The organism is Enterococcus pernyi, from assembly GCF_045371165.1.
GTDB lineage: Bacteria > Bacillota > Bacilli > Lactobacillales > Enterococcaceae > Enterococcus_B > Enterococcus_B pernyi.
Window position 1 is genome coordinate 360046 of the sequence record NZ_JBIQDM010000002.1, and the last position, 19075, is coordinate 379120.

Here is a 19075-nt window from a genome sequence, read left to right on the forward strand (position 1 = left end):
TTTAAACAAAACCGCTGAAAGCTGGCTTTATATCCTGCTTTCAGCGGTTTTACTTTAGACTTGTTGATATAAATCGAAAACATGTTTCAATTCGACAGTTACTGGAGAATGGTCTGGATTTGTTTCCATCAGATCTTCCATGAACACCCACCACTTTTGATTGATTGCTGTTTCTGGTACATGGCGCCATTTTTCTTCATCTTCAATCTCTAGATACCCAAAAAGAGTATTTGTTTCTGGATCAAGAAAAATCGAATAAGAGCGCGCACCATGTTCAGCCAACATGTCACGCATCTCCGGCCACAATTCATGGTGTCTTTTGAGGTACTCTGCTTCGTATCCTGGGTACAACTTCATTTTTACTGCTTTTTTGATCATTTTTATTCCCCTTTCACTGATTGTTCGATCTGCTCGACCCTAGCAATTATCATTTGGTTCTTACTTCTTTATTTTCCAATTTAAAGCAAGCGTTTACAATAGCAAAAAATAAGGATAATGGTGGCAGATTCACAGGAATTCATCATAGGACAAAAAAGCGACCGCGGTGGGTGGCCGCGGTCTAGGAGTTTATTTTTACTTGAGGAGTAAAAATGAAAAAGTATAGGGTTGTTGGTTGGTATGTATATAGAATAGAAGAAAAGTTTGAAGAATTTTCACTATAATATTTGTCTTTTGTTAGGATAATTCATTAAGAAAAAGTAAAATGCCAAGTCCTTTAGTTACTTAGTAACAAGATAATCATTCCATAGGATAAACTTTACACCTTGTTTTCCCCTTATCTAAGGTAGTTAAAGTAATCGGTTCGTCTACTTCTTACTTTCTTGCTTGCTTTTGCTTGTTGCTTTAAGAAACTTATTTTTTTTCGATTTCTGAAATTAAGTTTTCTTAGTTGGTTCCGAATAAAGACGAATCTTCTTCTATTATTCATTGATTTTTGTTTCTTTTGATAAATGGTTACTTTCCTATTCGCGATGATAATAGCCTTCTTATTTTTTTGTCTGGCGCTATTCTTGCTCGCATCTAGCACTGATGATAACTGTTTTTTTTGACTCTGATCATCTTTTGATGACGCTGTTCCTAATTCTTGGGGCTCTTTGTTTTTTTCTAGGATGGTCATTTTTCTATTTTGAACCATCACCGTTTCAAATACACCCACTCGTCTAGCATCCTGTTCTTGTTTCAGACGATTATTTTTTTCTAATACGCTCTCTGATGACAGGTTAGTCAATGAATCTTCTTGAACATTCGTTGATGGAATAGCGGCTTCTTGCTTGTCCATGTCTTTCAAATATTCTTGGATCATCGGATCAAGCATAAAAAAGCTAGGTTTCGCTCGGTGGCTCACTTCTTCTCTTACCTCATCCTTCAGCAGTCGATTGTACTTTGGATTCTTTAAGCAGAACTGAAGGATTCCCTTTCGTATATCAACGGTTTCTTCTAATGACTGAACTAATCTCGTAAGCACACTAGCATCGACATTTGCATCGATTGTTCGATTTTTCTGTTGCTGAAATTGCTCAAGTTTTTCTTTATCGATACTTAACCATAAATGTATATAATCCGATAAATAGAAATTTTTATCGTAATACTTAGTTATTTGATTAGTCAACTCATTTTGTCCACTGTCTTTGCAGTTGATTGCAATTTTTTCTGCTTGTTGGAGGCGAATGATGGCAGCTTCCTTACTTGACCAAGCCCCGTCAGGTATCTGGTGTTTTAGAATTTTCTCTACTTCTTCTTTGACCGTTTTGTCAAACTCATTAAAAGAAGTTTGTTGATTTCCAATCGTCAAGGTTGGTTCCTGATTTTGACTAAAGATATTCCTGATACGTTGGCTGATTCCCATAATATTCCTCCTTGTTTCTGTTGATAAAATGAGTATACAGTTTGTAAATCGATTCGTTCGCCTTTCTTTTCTTATACATGCAAAAAAAAGACTTGACGTTTTTATTGAACTTAACCTCTTCAAAAACAAGGCGCCATCCACAAAAATTTGAAACACAAATTCCGTGGATGACGCCTTATTTTTCGAGGTTAAATACTTCTGTATCGGTCTCTTGTTTTTCTTTTAATTTGGCGTATCCATCATGAATTACCTCACGCTTTTTTGCTCAGCTATATACTTCTTGCCTCGTTCTTCTCGTATATCCATATATCGCCAAACTTAGAAAGAATAGAATATAAATGACCAAGATGAGTATTTCCCTACTGTTAGCTCCCCATGTTTGTCCGGATTGAAGGTTTTTGATAATCGTCAAGACCCAATATTGCGGAGTAATCATCGATACGTTCTGCATCAATTCTGGCATCACCTCATGGGGGATCAAAGCACCCGATAGTAAACTTGTGACGGTAATCAAAATACTTTGCAAAGCCGCTGCCACACTTGTACTTGGTGCAAGCACACCAATCGCGATCGACCAACCTACCGCTAATAAACTAAATAGACTTAGTAGGCCAATCAAATCAAAAGCGCTTAACCCTGGGTCGATGTTGAATAGACTTGTCATGACGATAACTGCTAACATTACTTGGATCAGCATAGCGAATGTCGCAAAAATCGTTGTCCCGATAAAATACGTACTTTTAGCTACCGAAGTCGTCATCAAACGCGTATAAATTTTATTTCGTCGTTCTTGTTGAATCGTCGTCGTTCCAAAATTATCTGCTTGGAAAAGAAACATCATCAACAAAAAGCCAACGATTTGCACTGACATTCGTTCGCTCGTTGTGCTTTGATCTACTTGCTTGATCTCGATTTCTGTCGATTCTTTCAAGCGTTCCAGCGATTCGTCCTCCCCTTCAGCTTCTGCTAACAGATGGATACTAGAAACTTCTGCCAATGCGCGTTGGGTCAATCGGTCGATATTCTCCAACAGCTCCCCTTTTTGGAATGTTCGGGGAGAGAGTTTCGTATTTTCAGAAACATTTTCTTGATAACCTTTAGGGATTGTGATGACTGCCACCGCCTGTTGTCGGGAAAGAACCTGATCGATTTCTTCTACTGAACCAATTTCCTGAACGCTGACTCGTTTTTCCAAACTTTCAATAAGCAATTCACTATAGGATGAGCGGTCCTGATCAACTACCCCTATCGTCAGTAGATTCGTTTCTTGATCTCCATAAGCAAAAAGATAAAGGACGACACTCAAGAAAGGAATTCCTAAAAGAAACAAGATTTGCAATGGTCGATTTCTCCAAAGAACCAACCGTTCTCTAACGATCCAAAAGATATCTCTCATTAGAATACCTCCCTTTTATCTAAAATGACGACTGACGACATGAGTAAAACAAACATTAATCCAAAATTCCCATAGATACCTAACCATTGCAAGGAATTGTTGGTCCACAAACTTTCTCTTACAGATGCTAAAACCCAACCTAATGGTGACAATCCCATCATTGTTTCATTCGTTGGAAAATAGGCACCACCTAAAAATCCAGTGAGTTGAATAAATATCTGGGTAATGCCAGAACCAATTCTTTTTTCATCACGGTCTCCAATGGTTTCTAAAAATAAACCGAGTGCGAGAAAACTGCCCATAAGTGCGATTAAGTTTAGGTAAGAAAAGCCAAATCTTAAATACCATGGAACATCAAATAAAAATTGAGAGATGAGCATCAAGACCAACACTACCAACATGCCAAATATGAAGTGTCCAGAAAATGTCGAAAAAATGATTGTTTTACGGCTAAGTGGCGTGACTAATTCTCTTTGCACAGTTCCATGCTGTCGTGCTTCTCGAAACATGCTCAGACCAATTTCAGAAAAATATAAAACAAATAGACTAATCATAGCAATCGCATAGTATTGGTAGGAAGATGCGCTTTCTCGTTGATTTTCTTGATCGACGACAATCGCCTCTGTAAACTGCTCTGCTGAAACTAGGCCAGTAGTTGGTGGCAAGTGCTGTTCCATAATGAAACTTTGTCGTTTGATTTCCTGTACGATTTCTACTAGATAGCTTTGTAAGATTGTTTTTTCTACATTGGTCAATTCCCGACTCTGCACTTCGATGCGATCGGAAAAATGTAAGTAAGCATCAGCTTCTTGTTGTCTTATATTCGCTAATCCTTCCTTTTCATTTGTCACTTCTTCAAAATGAATAGCACCTTCTGCAAAAGAACTTACTTGTTGGAATATTTCACGAACTTCTTGATCGTCTACCTGATATTGTACCGTCAATGGCTCTATATCAGAGGTTATGTCATTATTGAATACACCTTGGAGGACGGCCCCTAGAATAAACATCAACGTGATCGGAAAAGCGAGATAATAAATGTAATTGGATTTTTCACGAAAATTTTGTATCAGGGTCCGGATAATTATTCTTTCATTCATACTCACTCCTCCTAATCACGTAGATTACGTCCAGTCAAACTAAGAAAAACTGTTTCTAAATCTGGAGCTTGTTGCAGTACATCGACTACGCTAACTTCTTGCTTGATCAGTATCATTAATATTTGATTCAACAATTTGCTCTCAAGCACCGTCACGATCTGTACTTGCTGTTTGTCGAGTGAAACATTGATGATCCCGTTAATATTATTGATTTCTTCTAAATCCAGTGCCTCTGGATTCTCCACAGTGATTTGCAGATTGATTTTATCCGTGACGAGATTCACCAATTCTTCTTCACTACCGATAGCAATCACTTGACCTTTATCAATAATGACGATTTCATCCGCCAAACGTGCGACTTCTTCCATATAGTGACTCGTATAGATGATCGTCGTACCGTTTTCTTTCATTTTTTCAATGGCATCTAAAATATAATTTCTAGATTGTGGATCGATCCCCACTGTCGGTTCATCCATGATCAGTAAAGCAGGTTGATGGGCAATCGCCATTGCAATATTCAATCGTCGTTGCATTCCTCCAGAAAAAGCACTCGGTCGCTCTTTTCTTCGTTCATACAAATCAACCGTTCTCAATGCCTTTTCTACATTCTTTTTTAGTTCTTCCCCTCTGAGTCCATATAGCCCACAAAAAAAGCGGACATTTTCTTCAGCAGACAAATCATAATAAATCGCTAACTCTTGCGGAACAACGCCTAATTTTCGCCTAAGTTCTCTTTTTCGCTCGCTCATCTCTTCTGAAAACAACTGAACCGTTCCAGATGTCTTATTCAATAAACCAGTAATCATATTGATAACGGTTGACTTTCCTGCTCCATTTGGACCTAGTAACCCTAAAATCGTTCCTTCTGGTACTTCAAATGACACACCATCCACAGCAATTTTCTGTCCAAATTTTTTTGTCAATTTTTGCACACTGAGTATATTCATTCAATCACTCCTTTTCTTTATTTTATAAAAAAAAGAGAAACTGTAATAGTACAGTTTCTCATGATTTACGAATTAGAAATCTCATGTTCTTCATCAAAAGGTAATATCGTGGTGATGTGAAAACCATCCGTTCCATCGATCAACAATTTGCCGCTCAATACGGCTGTTCGTTCTTCCATTCCTACGATCCCCAGACCTTTACGATAGTCTATTGCACTTTTTCCATTGTTCTTCGATTCAAATCGTAAAAATTTTTGATACACATGTAAACGCACCGTAACCGTTGAAGCTTCACTATATTTCAACGTATTCGTCAAAAACTCTTTCAAATTCGCCGCTAATACTTGCCAATGAAAACGACTGATTTTATCTAAGGAACCGCTATATTGGAAATCCACGATAATCTGGTGAATCTCGGAGAAACGTTGGAGTTCAGCCTTTACTTTATTGATGTTCAAGGTTTCATTCTTTGGTCGCTCGTCATGTAACACGTTGCGCACTTCGTTGATCGACTTTCTTAAGCGACCAGCAGATTGACTCAATAATTGATGCGCTTGTTCCGGTTGTTCTCGATTGATGACCTTTGCCGCCTCTATTTGGATCAAGCAACTCGTTAAGTCGTGCCCAAGATGGTCATGGATTTCATGAATGATCCGTTGTCTTTCTACTAACGTTGCTTCTTTTTGCATCGCTTCAGCATTCAAAGTGCTTTGTGCAAAGAGTTTTGATAATTTGTTTCGTTCAATCCGTAAAAAATCGGAAGAAGTAGTTAACTCTTCTTGTTGTTTCATCATTTTTTCCGCAGACCAAACGATACTGATCATACCACTTACCCACAGTACAAAGAGAAAATAAAGTGAATCAGAGAGAAAAAAGCTGCCAACACTATAATTGATCAAGGCTACGACTAAAAGTAACCATGATTTTTGGAAGCAAAAATAACCTTGCAGCAAGGAAAGTGACAATAGAAAAATCGCTTGTTCGACAAAAATCAAACTCAATAGAACACTGATCAATTGCAAAGCAACAAACCCAGGCCGATGTTTCTGAAAACTTTCGCCTAAGAAAAAAAATGTCAACCATACCATACTTAAACTAATGACAAACATCAAAATGGTAGCGGATGTTTGATAGATCATCAACCCGATCAAACCAATGATCGATAGCAAGTTGATCGATAATTTGATTGTTTGCATCTACGTCATAACCTCACCTGTGAGAACATAGATCGCTAATTGCGTACGATGATCCAAGTTCAATTTTTTTAAAATCATTGAAAGATTGTTATGGACAGTTCCTTCACTTAAAAATAGTGTTTGCGCAATCACTTTATTTGTCATTCCTTTTGCGACGAGGTAGGCTATTTCTTGCTCTCGTTCCGTCAGTAAGGAGAGATCTGCTTCTTGATCATTCTTGTTACCTAATTGTTGCGTTGCCTTCACGAGGATTTCTTTCGAAAGGATCGTTTGTCCCTGTAACACACTCTTGATTGCTTGGATCACCGCTTCAGGAGGAGTTGTTTTCAGCAAGTAACCACTTGCACCGTTGCGTATCCCTTCCTCTATGTAACGATCTTCATCAAACGTAGTTAAAATGATGACAGGTATCTGATATTCTTCCGTAATCTGTTGCGTAGCAGTGACGCCATCCATTCCCGGCATTCGGACATCCATCAATACAAGATCGACTTGATTTTTTTCGCAAAAAGCAATAGCTGAACGCCCATCATGACAAATACCCACTACTTGAAAATCGTTTGTACTTTCTAAAATGATTTTTAAGCCGCTTGTAATCAGTGCACTATCATCTACTAATAAAATGTTTGTCATAGTGATTCTCCATTTTTTTATTTTGAGCAAGTAGGAGTAACAAGCAATCAAATCAAAAAGTGTTGGCTTCTACTTACAAAGTAGTCTTTGCATGTGTTATCTTTTTTTGATGAGTTCATTTCTTTTGCCTCTCGTACTTGATCTTTTCTTATAGTATACTCGAAAGAATCAGCAAATAGAAGTTTGAGCCCGTAGGCGACGATTGTCTGTCGAATGACTACTCACTGATCTTCCCTATTCTTTTTTAATCAACGAAAAAAAGATTGAGACAATCATGTTAGTTCTCAGAAATAGTCCAAAACCTAAAAATCCGAAAAACAAATTCTAGATTCATAGAAATATTTCTTGACACTATACACAATTAGCTCAATCTTTATGTCACCGCTTAATTATTTTTCTTACGCTTCAGCCAGCTAGATAAAGCTGTACCTACCGAGCCAAAACCAAGTAATGCGAATGTACTAGCTACTTCGCCAGTTTTCGGTAGATTGCTGTCTCTGCCATTATTTTTTGTTGATGCAACATTTGTCGCTACACTGCCACTACCACCATTTGGAGTCGTGCCGGTTTGATTGTTGCCTGACTGATTGTTGCCAGAAGGAGCGCTGATGTTATTCCCACCATTTCCAGTATTCCCAGTGCCTCCCGACTGTGCTGTAGTAAGCATAATGGGTTCAGACTCTTCCCCTGCTAAAAAGTTGTCGCTCTCATCTGAAATTGTAGTGATCCAATAGGTAGTGTTGGCACTTAATCCTACAAAAACCCCATCTACCGCTGCTACACCATCCGCATAAGCTACTACTCGTGCAAGCGGAGTGGCTTGTGGATCTGTGTCGTAAATCAGGTAGGTCACATCTTGCAGCAATTCTTCCGCATGGTCATGTACCAGTGCTCGCCTGGTGTATTTGGGGTGTCGTCATGGTGTAGAAGTGCAGTATCCGCAATCGTGATCACTTCATGGGTATTGTTTTGTTTTGCTAATTCCTCATCTATTCTCAGAAATGCACCGGCTGCTTTCGTGATTGCTTCGACATCAAAGAGATCTGTGACCAGATACTCATGATTCCCAATAGTCGGTAAGCCGGTAACCTCATAGTTGGAAAGGTTAACCGTGCCCCAATCAATGGTCCAGTTCGCTCCTTCGATCGTATTCGTTCCAGCAGCACTATTCGTATATTGGAAGCTTGCTTATTGCCAAATCACCTCATCTCCAGGTGCCACCCCAGTTAACGTCGGCATATCGAAATGATCAATTTCAGTCGTTCCATTGAATGAACGAGCAAAAACTGTCCCTTTTTCTAGAATGATCTCAGCCGGAGTCACTTCAATCATTGCTTTATTCCAATTCTGTCCAGGTTCTAATGTAGTGATACGACTGATTGGTGTAGCAGTCACTTCATAAATCCCAACACTAGAAATTTCCAAGATCAAATCCATACCATCGGCTGAAATGCTTACCCCATCCGCATTTGTCTCAAAAAGATAATCATCTGGATTTCCACCTCGTCCGAATAAAGAAAAGACATCAGTAAGTGGAATCTTTGTTTCTGCTCCACCATATGGCACTTGAAGCGTTTCTCCTAACGCATTGATCGGTAAAGTATCCATCTCGTTACCTAGTCCTAGCTTCGGATAATTTGTCGCAGTATCCCACACCCAAGTACTACCGAAATCCCAACCATTTGATTCATAAGTCGCTTGCGTGCGCAATTCAATGACATCTTTGATCACTTGACCACCAACTGGAACCCCGCCGTATAAAGCTTCAGAGTTATTATAGTAGTAATTATTGATATTCGTTCCACCTAAACCGAAATGATCGACATCGGATTCTCCAGTGACATCCCCCATCCCATAACTGTTTTTGATTGTTAAAGAGCCGGCATTACCGACAAAACCGCCAACAGCTTCAATGCCAGTTACATGTCCTGTACTATAGTTGCGTGCTACTTCAATCGCATATGGATGAACGGACCCGAACATTCGTTCTCCCAATAACATCGCCTGTCGCATAGGAATCGACTACTGTACTGTAGAAGTCGTGTCCACCAATCAAACCTCCCACGTTTTCACTTTCCGGGCTGTCAATGTTCCCAGTAGCATACGAGCGGCTGACTTTACCCCAGCTATTCAGACCAATTAGTCCTCCAGTATTGGTTGTATTCGCTGTGACATTTCCTGTGGCATAACTATCTACAACTGTATTTCCATTTACTCCGATCAGCCCCCCAACAGCTTGAGGATACATGTAAGGATTGGCATTAACTGTTATCGTTGCTGAAGAAGATGAGCGCGCAATCGTAGTACCTGCGACAGTATTCGCCATATAACCAACTAGTCCACCAATGTTATTCCCACTTGCTTCAATACTTCCACCAATAACAGTAGAATCAGTGACGGTCGTTGGTCCTTTAGATAGGTCATTGATTTGACCAATCAATCCCCCAACATTATTTCCGTAGAGCCCTCCCACAACCCGAGGATTTTCTAATGTGATCTCGGAAATCTTTGCACCGTCTGTCACACCGAAGAACCCACGATTATGCAGATCCCCAAGTTGTACCCCAGTATTCACTATCATATTACGGATCACTGTTCCAGGTTCAGCTGTAAAACTTCCAGTAAATTTTGTTGCTAAAGTTGTCCCATATCCAACAGGTATCCAATCTGAAGTGAGTGTAATATCATTCATCAATTGGTAATGCGCCGTGAGATCATTTCGCATTTCATTCAATTCAGCTTCAGTGGTGATTTGGAAGGGCGAGGTGAGAGAACCATCACCTGCTCCAGAAAAGTACGATTCAATGATCGTTTCGTTTTGCGCTTCCATTTCTTCCATCACTGTCTGTTGCACTTCAACCAGTTGATCGGTTGTCTCGAGTGTTACATGGTCGTCTTCTTCAGTTACCACCACATGACGATCATCCTCCAGAACCACGACTTCCTCGGAAGACACTTTTTCATTTATGATTTCATCATCAAAGCTTTCTTTTTCTTCGTCTATTGGCTCTTCTTCAATAACTGTATGTCTTACTGGATCAATATCTTCTAGAACGTTTGCAAAAGTCGGTACTGTTTGCGTTAACACCATTGAACTTAAAAATATATTTGCAATAAGTTTTTCTTGTTCAGTTTAATCATAAATATGTCCGCCCTTCGCTCTCTAACCATATTTTAATTTACATACAAATTATCTCATAAAAAATTTGATAAATGAACTTTTTTTACTATCTAATCAGCACCTATAATTAGAGAACTCCAATTATATTATAACTAAATGTTTTTTTATTTATGATATGAAAGTTCATGTTTACTTCATGAAACTTCTTGTTATTACTTTTTTACCAATAAGGAAACACAAGATATTAAAACATTGTTATGCAAAAAAAATCTTTTTTATTTTCCACTAAAATAAAAGTATGTCCCTCTCTGAATCGAGAGAACTTTCAATATCTTCTTAACGGCTTCCAGTTTAATTACTAATTTGTCGATCTCTTACTTCGTTTCATAGAATGATAATTATAATGTTTCCTAAAAATAGAAAAAACAACCGCCAACTTGCACATTGTAAATTTTACTCCTCATAAAATGATAAGGTTAATCATTGTTAATTCAGGCAATCAAAAGCGAAGGTGTCCGATAACCACCATGAATGATGATTCGATCAATCATAAAACAAATATTTTTTTTGTTATTTTATTTTGATAGTATTTTCGGATCTTTTAACTGACAAAAATAAGAAAAAAAGAAAAACAACCAGAAAATACACGGATGTATTTTCTGATTGCTTTCTTTTTCTTAGCAATTGATTTACGCAGATACAGATAAACAACTAACTATTTTTTAGATATTCAAAATATGAGCCCATTGAAAAGGACGTAATCGCTTAAATTGATAGTGTCATTTTTCTAACTCTAAGTAACTGACCTTTTTGTCTTGATATGAAACAATCCAAACAATGATAGCTTTCGGTATGTTTACCGTTGCTTTAGTTGGTTTGGGTGTTACGATGCTGAAAAATGACAAAGAGAAGTAACCGTCACTTTAGCGAGCCGATGGTTTACTTCTCTTTGAGTTAACTATTACACTTGCCACTAGTTTTTAGCGGTGCTGTCAAAAGGGAACTGTTGACGCAGTTCCTTTTTTCGTTTTTATTATAGCACAACTCCAGCTTCTTCTTCAATTCTGATTCCTGATTCAGTGTATTTTAAGTGAACATACAAATTTTTCAAAAAAACATCCGTGTTTATCTAAAGTTCAAGGACTCTATCTAGGGCGATATGCAATACTTTTTGGGACAGTAAAGTTGAATGACGGTGGCGACTTCAAAAAGGTGGTGGTGCTTATGGAGATAAGTACTGAAATCGAAGAAAGGAGAAGCCTTTTGTCTGTTGAAACAGCGTTAGGGCTAATGATCAGTTTCGGTTCATTTACCGCTACTTTGATCTTTGGCATCCTAGCCTTGACCAACAAAAATGACAAAAAGAAATAGCCGTCACTTTTTCCCGGAGACGACTATTTCCAACTTAGAATAAAATTCTGTCACCGGGTTTAGCGGTGCTGTCAAAAGGGAACTGTTGACGCAGTTCCTTTTTTCGTTTTTATTATAGCACAACTTCGGCTTCTTCTTCAATTCTGATTGATATATAAGAAGGATTTATGGAGACAACTAATTGGCTGGACCAATAGATTCCGACTTAAAAAATGATTACTCAAAATTTATGACAAGCTTTTTATCCAATCCTTGTGCTAGTTCGATCACTAACTCAATACTAGGATTCATTTCACCTGTTTCAACTCGTGAAATGGTTGATTGAGGTTTCCCAATTTTTTGCGCTAATTGTTTTTGTGTTAATCCAGCACTTTTCCTTAATTCTACTAGTTTTAACGCAACATCTAATTTATCTTCTTCAATTTCCATTAGATGCACAAATTCTTCACTTTTTTCCGCTCTTTTTTTTATATAATTTTGTACTTGACTCATCATATCCACCTCTCGTTCTTACTTAAAAAATTGTCTCGCAACTTTCTACCTTTTTCTAACTCTCGTCTGGAAAGCTTATTTGCTTTCTTTCGAAACCCATGAGTAATAAAATATTCATTCCCTTTTCTTTGAAAATATATCCCTCTTAAAGCATTACTACTTATACTTGCTCGCACTTCATGTAGATTGCTCTCCAGTTTTTTTACCCACTTTTGCCGCATGGCTGTATGTATATCTGTTTTTTCAATTTTATCAATGATTGATAAAATTTTTGCAGCCTCCTTGTCACTCAATGAATCAAGGAAACTTTCAAAATCATCGTCCCACTTAAATTTAGGATGATTCAACTTATTTCCTTGTAATCATATCATTATATAGCGAATTAGCTATATTTTTCTACTATTTGTTAAAAACTTTTTTCTTTAGGCAAATCAAAATTGCATGTTTATTTTTCCCTTCTTTTCATGGTTGATTTATCCTTTACACAATCAATTACGCTAATTAAAGACTATTATTTTAATCTATATTGCTATCCTTAAATCAAAACAAAAAAAAACGCCTAAAAAGGCGCTTTTGGTAGAAAATTGGAAAACTGAGCTTTTAGAAGTACGTAAACAAAGGCTTTTGACCCCCGAGTTTTCCCCATTTTTATCGAGTTTTAGCTCTATTTTCGATACATCTTAAACTCTAAGAATAAATCATTATAGATTCCTAAGTATTCTGAACCGAGATTTTCGTAAACTTCAAGATGCGAAATCGTTTCATCAGATGGATAAAATTGTTCATCTTCGGAGATTTCCTTTGGTAACAATGCTTTGGCTGCTTTATTTGGTGTAGAGTAGCCGATATATTCTGCATTTTGAGCAGCATTCTCCGGATCGAGCATGAAGTTGATAAAATCATAGGCGCCTTCTTGGTTTTTAGCTGTTTTTGGCATGACGATGTTATCAAACCAAAGATTTGAGCCTTCTGTTGGGATCACATAATGTAAATGTTCATTTTCATACATCATATCTGCTGCTTCACCTGAGAAAGTCACAGCTGCTGATGCCTCTTCGTTGATCATATACATTTTGATCTCATCTGCAACGATTGCTTTGACATTTGGCGTCATTTTATTCAATTTTTGTGCTGCTTCGTTCAGTTCGGTCATGTCTTTGCTGTTCAAAGAATACCCTAAACTATTCAAAGATAAGCCCATCACTTCTCTTGCTCCATCAATCAACATCAAGCTGTCTTTTAATTCTGGTTTCCAAAGGTCATCCCAATGCTTGATTTCTTCTTCGTCGAACACTTTATCGTTATACACGATACCCAGTGTTCCCCAGAAATAAGGAATCGAATATTTATTATCAGGATCGAAATCCAAATCCAAGAAGCGATCATCGATATTGTTCAGGCCTTTGATCTTACTATGATCTAAAGGCATGACAAGTTTTTCTTCAATCATTTTTTGGATCATGTATTCACTAGGAATAGCAATATCATAATTGGTTCCGCCCTGTTGGATCTTGGTAAACATGGCTTCATTCGAGTCAAATGTTTCGTAATTGACTTTATAACCGGATTCTTGTTCAAACTTCGTGATCAAACTAGGATCGATGTAGTCTCCCCAGTTATAAATGGTCACGATTTTCGCTCCACTCATTCCGCTCGCTTTTTCTAATTGTCTAACACTGACAAGCAATACACCAATGATCAAGATAATACCGATCAGCAAAGATTGTAATTTTTTCATCGTAAACGAGCCACCTCCTCACGGTTGCGGCGATTTTTTTTCAATCGTTTTGGTCGGTTTTCTTTACTGATAAAGTAGTAGCCGATCACTAACACCATCGAGAACAGGAAGACAAGTGCGCTCAACGCATTGATCTCTAAGCTGATTCCTTGTCGTGCTCTTGAATAGATCTCAACGGATAAAGTAGTAAAGCCGTTTCCTGTTACAAAGAAAGTGACCGCAAAATCATCTAAAGAGTATGTGAACGCCATGAAATAACCGGCAATGATTCCTGGAGATAAAAACGGTAAAATGATATTTTTTACGACTTGGAAATTATTCGCTCCTAAATCTCTCGCAGCATCCACCATCGAATCGTTCATTTCTTGCAATTTTGGTAAGACCATTAAAACAACGATAGGGATACTAAAAGCGATATGGGAAAGCAAGACACTCTGAAAGCCTAACCCAAAGCCGATTAGCGTAAAGAAAATCAAAAAACTCGCACCGATGATCACATCGGGAGAAACAAGTAAAATATTGTTCATGCTCAATAGCGCCGTTCGTGCTTGACGTTTTTTCGTGTAATAGATCCCCATCGCGCCAAATGTCCCGATGATCGTTGCAATCAAAGCCGATAAGAACGCCAGCATAAATGTATTCAATACGATGATGATCAGTCGTGTATCCTCAAATACCGCTTGATAATTCTCCCAAGTAAAGCCGGTAAAGCTGTTCATCGTTCCGCCTTCATTGAAGGAATAAAAAATCAAATAAAAAATCGGTAAATACAATAATAGAAAGACAACTGTTAGATAGAGATACGACCATTTGAATTTTTTTCTCATGAGCGACCTCCTTTTTTCTTCTCACCAGTTAGTAACATCACAACGAACATAGCGATGATCAAAATCACGCCGATCGTTGAACCCATGCCCCAATTTTGCGTCACTAAGAAATGCTGTTCGATCGCTGTACCTAGCGTGATCACTCGATTTCCACCAATCAAACGTGTCAACATAAAAAGTGATAGTGAAGGAATGAAAACTGCTTGTACCCCACTTTTCACGCCGTTCAATGACAAAGGAAAAATCACTCGGCGAAATGTTTCAAAATTACTTGCTCCTAGATCTTTACTAGCACTCAATAATGAAGGATTCATTTCTTCTAAAGCATTAAAAATCGGCATGATCATGAAAGGAATCTCGATATATGTCGCTACGAATAAGAAGCTAAAATCAGTAAATAAAATCTGTTGTGGGCCAATGCCGACAAACTCGAAAAAGTGGTTGACACTTCCATGGATACTGAAAATCCCGATAAAGGCATATGCCTTCAACAATAAATTGACCCATGTCGGTAAAATGATCAACATCAACCATAATTGCTTATGTTTCAATTTCGTTAAAAAATAAGCTGTTGGATAGCTAATCAACAATGTGAATAATGTAATCAAGAACGCATACCATACCGAATTGATCGTCATGGCGATGTAAGTTCCTGAAGTAAAGTACGCAGCATAATTGCTTAATGTAAACTGACCACTCATATCAAAAAAAGATTGATAGATGATCATCAAAACAGGCGCAATCACAAATAATCCAAGCCACAAAACATAAGGGATGGAATAGATCCTACGCATTGTTCTCATATTCTCTCCCCCTATTCTTCGTAGCTTTCCAAACGTGCATCGAAGTCTTCTTCTGACTCATTGAAACGCATAACGTGGATGTCTTCTGGTTCAAAGGCTAAGCCGACTTGACTCCCTTCGCGCGCTTTTTTCGTTGAGTGGACCATCCATTCATTTTGTTGCTCATCATAGCAAATGATCTCATAATGGACACCACGAAATAGCTGAGTGTCAACTGTCACGACTAATTTCCCTTTATCCGGTGTTGTGATCGTTAAATCCTCTGGACGAAGTACGACTTCAACTGGTTCATTGACGCGCATCCCACCATCGACACACTCAAATTGTTTGCCAACAAACTCAACCAAGTTATCTTCAATCATCACGCCATTGACGATATTGCTTTCACCAACAAAATCTGCCACAAAATGATTGATTGGTTCATCATAAATATCCACAGGAGTACCACTTTGGACGATTTTCCCTTTGTTCATCACAAAAATCTCATCACTCATTGCTAACGCTTCTTCTTGATCATGCGTCACAAAAATAAAGGTGATCCCTAAACGTTGTTGTAGTTCGCGCAACTCATATTGCATATCAGTACGTAACTTTAGATCCAAGGCTGATAACGGTTCATCCAATAACAAGACTTTCGGCTCATTGACGATAGCTCGCGCGATGGCCACCCGTTGGCGTTGTCCCCCTGACATCTCGCTGATCTCCCGCGTTTCATATCCAGGTAATTGCACCATACGTAATGCGTCTTTGACTTTTTTTTCGATTTCTGATTTAGGCATTTTTTTGATTTTCAATCCAAATGCAACATTATCAAATACATTCATATGAGGAAATAAGGCGTAATCTTGGAAAACCGTATTGACTTGGCGCTTATTTGCCGGTAGATCGTTTAGGCGCTTTCCTTCAAAATAAATATCTCCTTCGGTTGCTTCCGTAAATCCTGCAATGATTCGTAAAATCGTTGTTTTCCCACAACCAGAAGGCCCCAACAATGTATAAAATTTCCCTTGTTCGATCTCAAAACTAACATTCTTCAAAATTGTTTCATCATCATAGCTTTTTACGACCTGATCGAATGATATGATTGGTTTTCCCACTTTTTCTGCCCCCTATATTACAAGTATGATTCGGTTGCGACGATCAATACCTTAGTTTGTTTGTTTTGATGATTGCGTAATTGATGATGTGTCGTTGCCTGATAGTACATCGATTGACCTTTTTTTGCTACATACTCTCGCTCACCCAAGCTTAGCGCGATCTCCCCTTCTAAGACAAAGATAAATGTCTCTGAGAGTGAAGGTTCAAAGGTTTTATATTCACCAGCTGTATCGAATGTCAATAAAACTGGTTCCATTTCTTTTTCGTTGGAATCTGTCACTAACCATTCCAGTTCATACCCATTTTCCTCATCATAATAGACCGTTCGATCTTCTTTCGTATAAACGATTTGAAGGTTAGGTGTTTCTTGATGAAAAAAAGCTTCTGGGGTAACTCCTAATACTTCAAGGATTGAGAAAAATGTTTCCATCGATGGCGAACTTAAATCCCGCTCAAGTTGTGAGATATAGCCCTTTGATAAATCTGTCCGCTCCCCTAATTCTTCTTGTGTCAAGTTTTTTTGGATACGCAGATTTCGTAACTTCTCACCAATTTCCATTTGTCACTGTCCCCCTATGCGAAGTTTTCTAATAGTAAACTCCAAGTTTACTACCACCTGTATTAGTATACAAATTTCCGCTGAAAAAACAACCCTTTTGCTTGAATTTCCTTTGTACTTTTTCGGTTATCTCGACTTTTTTTTAGAAGAAATTAATCAGCAAACTACTAGAAAATGAAACGCTTTATGGTATGATTAAGGAAAATTTCGAAAGGAGTATCTTCTATCTAATGAATACATTCAAACAGTTTCAAGTAAACAACGAGCCTACTTTTCATACAAGCATCGTTGACAAAGAATTTCCTGAGCTGACTAATAATGAAGTTTGGGTAAAAATCGCTTACTCAGATGTCAATTATAAAGATGCGTTAGCTTGTAGTGAACATGGCCAAGTGATTCGTCATTATCCAATGACTCCCGGAATTGATTTTTCTGGTGTCGTCATGAAAAGCTTGGACAAACGATTTCAACCAGGAGATCAAGTTCTAGCAACCGGCTATGGGTTGGGTGTTAGTCAACCTGGTGGCTATAGCGATTACCAGAAAGTAACTGGAGATTGGCTCATCCCTCTTCCAGAAACGATGAACCTACGTCAGGCAATGGTTTTAGGCACCGCTGGTTTGACTGCTGCACTTTGCGTGAATGCTTTACTTACCCAAGGAATGAAAGCAGAGGACAAAGTGATCGTCACTGGTGCCTCTGGCGGAGTTGGTAGTGTGGCAATTGCCATGTTGCATAAAATGGGCTTTCAGCAAATCACCGCATTTTCTCGTAAAGAAGAAGCAAAGACTTGGCTACAGAAACTAGGGGCGACTCAAGTCGTTCATCCAGAAGCCTTTCTACCAGAAAAAAATAAACCGTTAGATAAACAACAAGTCGATTATGTGATCGATACTGTTGGGGGCGAACAGCTCACACGATTATTGCCTTTGATTGCTTATGATGGCGCAGCTGCTCTCTGTGGCAATGCGGGTGGCATCAAATTGACAACAACAGTGTTACCTTTTATTTTACGTAATATCCAGTTGATCGGTATCGATTCAGTCAATGTCCCACATGAGAAACGCTTGAATATCTGGCAACAACTAGCAGACCTATCTGTAACAGATCATTTAGTCGTCAATGAGATCACCTTAGATCAATTGGAAGAAACGACCCAAAAAATCCTTGATGGGACACACCAAGGAAGAACACTTGTCACTGTAGGTGAAACAATATGAAGGTATTGATCACAGCCGGTGGCACAAGCGAACGAATCGACCAAGTCCGCTCGATCACAAACCATTCGACTGGACGATTAGGTCAAGCCATCGCAGAAGTCTTTCTGGCTCACGAGACGGTGAGAATCGACTACGTGACGACACGTTCTGCTGTAAAGCCTACTGCTTCTGAGCATTTGAAGATCCATCTCATCGAATCTACTCAAGACTTATTGACTACATTAGAACGATTGATGCAAGAAAATACCTATGATGCCATTATCCATAGCATGGCAGTTAGTGATTTCACACCGGCTTTCAGTCTTTCTGAACAACAGTTTGCTGAGCGCTTGAGTAAAGAGGCATTGACCCCTGATTCACTGCCGGCATGGTTTGCAGAAACAGAACGAACCGCTAGTAAAGAAGCCAAGATTTCATCTGATACGGACTATCTCTTTTTGACATTGAAGAAAACACCAAAGATTATTCGTTCTTTACGCCAATGGCAACCAAATGCTGTCATCGTTGGTTTTAAATTATTAGTCGATGTCTCGAAAGAACACTTATTGGAAGTAGCTAAAAATAGCTTGATCACCAATCAAACCGACTATATTTTAGCAAATGACTTGACCCAAGTCAGTGAAACACAACATCATGGATACTTATTATCAAAAAATGGAGAGGTCATAGAAGCCGATATCAAGCAAGAGATTGCAAAATGTATCGTCACTGCGATTTTAAAATAAGGA

Annotated in this window: 20 protein-coding genes and 1 pseudogene; 4 read left to right on the top strand and 17 right to left on the bottom strand. The window is 38.4% G+C overall.

What is annotated here, in order from left to right:
* Nucleotides 1-54: 54 nt before the first annotated feature.
* From rhaM to ACH0AK_RS04335, 10 genes are all read right to left on the bottom strand, one after another.
* Nucleotides 55-378 (bottom strand): L-rhamnose mutarotase, encoded by a 324-nt coding sequence (gene rhaM, locus ACH0AK_RS04290; RefSeq protein ID WP_010734796.1) that lies wholly within the window; start codon nucleotides 376-378, stop codon nucleotides 55-57.
* Nucleotides 379-775: 397 nt separating this feature from the next.
* Nucleotides 776-1846, bottom strand: coding sequence for a hypothetical protein (locus tag ACH0AK_RS04295; RefSeq protein WP_226075694.1), 1071 nt, complete (start codon nucleotides 1844-1846; stop codon nucleotides 776-778).
* Nucleotides 1847-2111: 265 nt separating this feature from the next.
* Entirely contained in the window at nucleotides 2112-3242 is a 1131-nt protein-coding gene (locus ACH0AK_RS04300; RefSeq protein ID WP_226075698.1) for an ABC transporter permease, read from the bottom strand.
* Nucleotides 3242-4342 carry an ABC transporter permease gene (locus tag ACH0AK_RS04305; RefSeq protein ID WP_438725311.1) on the bottom strand — a complete coding sequence of 367 codons (1101 nt, stop codon included), beginning with the start codon at nucleotides 4340-4342 and terminating at the stop codon, nucleotides 3242-3244. The genes ACH0AK_RS04300 and ACH0AK_RS04305 overlap by 1 nt, the downstream gene beginning before the upstream one ends.
* 11 nt (nucleotides 4343-4353) lie before the next feature.
* The gene (locus ACH0AK_RS04310; protein WP_023520088.1) at nucleotides 4354-5289 is read right to left on the bottom strand and encodes an ABC transporter ATP-binding protein; all 936 of its coding nucleotides are present in this window, start codon (nucleotides 5287-5289) and stop codon (nucleotides 4354-4356) included.
* A gap of 65 nt (nucleotides 5290-5354) precedes the next feature.
* Nucleotides 5355-6485: a sensor histidine kinase gene (locus ACH0AK_RS04315; RefSeq protein WP_499796739.1), complete on the bottom strand. Its 1131-nt coding sequence runs from the start codon at nucleotides 6483-6485 to the stop codon at nucleotides 5355-5357.
* Nucleotides 6486-7118, bottom strand: coding sequence for a response regulator transcription factor (locus ACH0AK_RS04320; protein WP_010734789.1), 633 nt, complete (start codon nucleotides 7116-7118; stop codon nucleotides 6486-6488).
* A gap of 385 nt (nucleotides 7119-7503) precedes the next feature.
* Entirely contained in the window at nucleotides 7504-7983 is a 480-nt protein-coding gene (locus ACH0AK_RS04325; RefSeq protein WP_499796740.1) for an LPXTG cell wall anchor domain-containing protein, read from the bottom strand.
* 323 nt (nucleotides 7984-8306) lie between these two features.
* The gene (locus ACH0AK_RS04330; RefSeq protein WP_023520092.1) at nucleotides 8307-9101 is read right to left on the bottom strand and encodes a hypothetical protein; all 795 of its coding nucleotides are present in this window, start codon (nucleotides 9099-9101) and stop codon (nucleotides 8307-8309) included.
* A complete protein-coding gene (locus ACH0AK_RS04335) occupies nucleotides 9070-10206 on the bottom strand; it encodes a GLUG motif-containing protein (RefSeq protein WP_158411068.1) in 1137 nt (378 codons plus the stop codon). The genes ACH0AK_RS04330 and ACH0AK_RS04335 overlap by 32 nt, the downstream gene beginning before the upstream one ends.
* A gap of 852 nt (nucleotides 10207-11058) precedes the next feature.
* Between ACH0AK_RS04335 and ACH0AK_RS04340 the strand changes: the two are divergent.
* Nucleotides 11059-11154 (top strand): annotated as a pseudogene (locus ACH0AK_RS04340) (putative holin-like toxin); the annotation flags it as partial.
* A gap of 309 nt (nucleotides 11155-11463) precedes the next feature.
* Nucleotides 11464-11610: a putative holin-like toxin gene (locus ACH0AK_RS04345; RefSeq protein ID WP_010734785.1), complete on the top strand. Its 147-nt coding sequence runs from the start codon at nucleotides 11464-11466 to the stop codon at nucleotides 11608-11610.
* A gap of 216 nt (nucleotides 11611-11826) precedes the next feature.
* Here the strand turns inward: ACH0AK_RS04345 and ACH0AK_RS04350 are convergent, their stop codons facing one another.
* The 7 genes from ACH0AK_RS04350 to ACH0AK_RS04380 all read right to left on the bottom strand — a co-directional run bounded on the left by ACH0AK_RS04350 (nucleotide 11827) and on the right by ACH0AK_RS04380 (nucleotide 17127).
* Nucleotides 11827-12102 carry a helix-turn-helix domain-containing protein gene (locus tag ACH0AK_RS04350; protein ID WP_023520094.1) on the bottom strand — a complete coding sequence of 92 codons (276 nt, stop codon included), beginning with the start codon at nucleotides 12100-12102 and terminating at the stop codon, nucleotides 11827-11829.
* Nucleotides 12102-12449: a type II toxin-antitoxin system RelE/ParE family toxin gene (locus tag ACH0AK_RS04355; RefSeq protein ID WP_023520095.1), complete on the bottom strand. Its 348-nt coding sequence runs from the start codon at nucleotides 12447-12449 to the stop codon at nucleotides 12102-12104. Before ACH0AK_RS04355 ends, ACH0AK_RS04350 begins: the two co-directional genes overlap by 1 nt.
* A gap of 317 nt (nucleotides 12450-12766) precedes the next feature.
* Entirely contained in the window at nucleotides 12767-13840 is a 1074-nt protein-coding gene (locus ACH0AK_RS04360) for an ABC transporter substrate-binding protein (RefSeq protein ID WP_023520096.1), read from the bottom strand.
* Nucleotides 13837-14667 (bottom strand): ABC transporter permease, encoded by an 831-nt coding sequence (locus ACH0AK_RS04365; protein WP_019723762.1) that lies wholly within the window; start codon nucleotides 14665-14667, stop codon nucleotides 13837-13839. The genes ACH0AK_RS04360 and ACH0AK_RS04365 overlap by 4 nt, the downstream gene beginning before the upstream one ends.
* Nucleotides 14664-15470 (bottom strand): ABC transporter permease, encoded by an 807-nt coding sequence (locus tag ACH0AK_RS04370; protein WP_019723761.1) that lies wholly within the window; start codon nucleotides 15468-15470, stop codon nucleotides 14664-14666. Before ACH0AK_RS04370 ends, ACH0AK_RS04365 begins: the two co-directional genes overlap by 4 nt.
* 11 nt (nucleotides 15471-15481) lie before the next feature.
* The gene (locus tag ACH0AK_RS04375) at nucleotides 15482-16567 is read right to left on the bottom strand and encodes an ABC transporter ATP-binding protein (protein ID WP_010734779.1); all 1086 of its coding nucleotides are present in this window, start codon (nucleotides 16565-16567) and stop codon (nucleotides 15482-15484) included.
* 17 nt (nucleotides 16568-16584) lie between these two features.
* Nucleotides 16585-17127: a helix-turn-helix domain-containing protein gene (locus tag ACH0AK_RS04380; RefSeq protein ID WP_019723760.1), complete on the bottom strand. Its 543-nt coding sequence runs from the start codon at nucleotides 17125-17127 to the stop codon at nucleotides 16585-16587.
* 230 nt (nucleotides 17128-17357) lie between these two features.
* Here ACH0AK_RS04380 and ACH0AK_RS04385 point away from each other — a divergent pair, with 230 nt between their 5' ends.
* Both ACH0AK_RS04385 and ACH0AK_RS04390 read left to right on the top strand, forming a co-directional pair.
* A complete protein-coding gene (locus ACH0AK_RS04385; RefSeq protein WP_137072686.1) occupies nucleotides 17358-18347 on the top strand; it encodes an acrylyl-CoA reductase family protein in 990 nt (329 codons plus the stop codon).
* Nucleotides 18344-19072 carry a phosphopantothenate--cysteine ligase gene (locus tag ACH0AK_RS04390; RefSeq protein WP_499796742.1) on the top strand — a complete coding sequence of 243 codons (729 nt, stop codon included), beginning with the start codon at nucleotides 18344-18346 and terminating at the stop codon, nucleotides 19070-19072. Before ACH0AK_RS04385 ends, ACH0AK_RS04390 begins: the two co-directional genes overlap by 4 nt.
* Nucleotides 19073-19075: the final 3 nt, after the last annotated feature.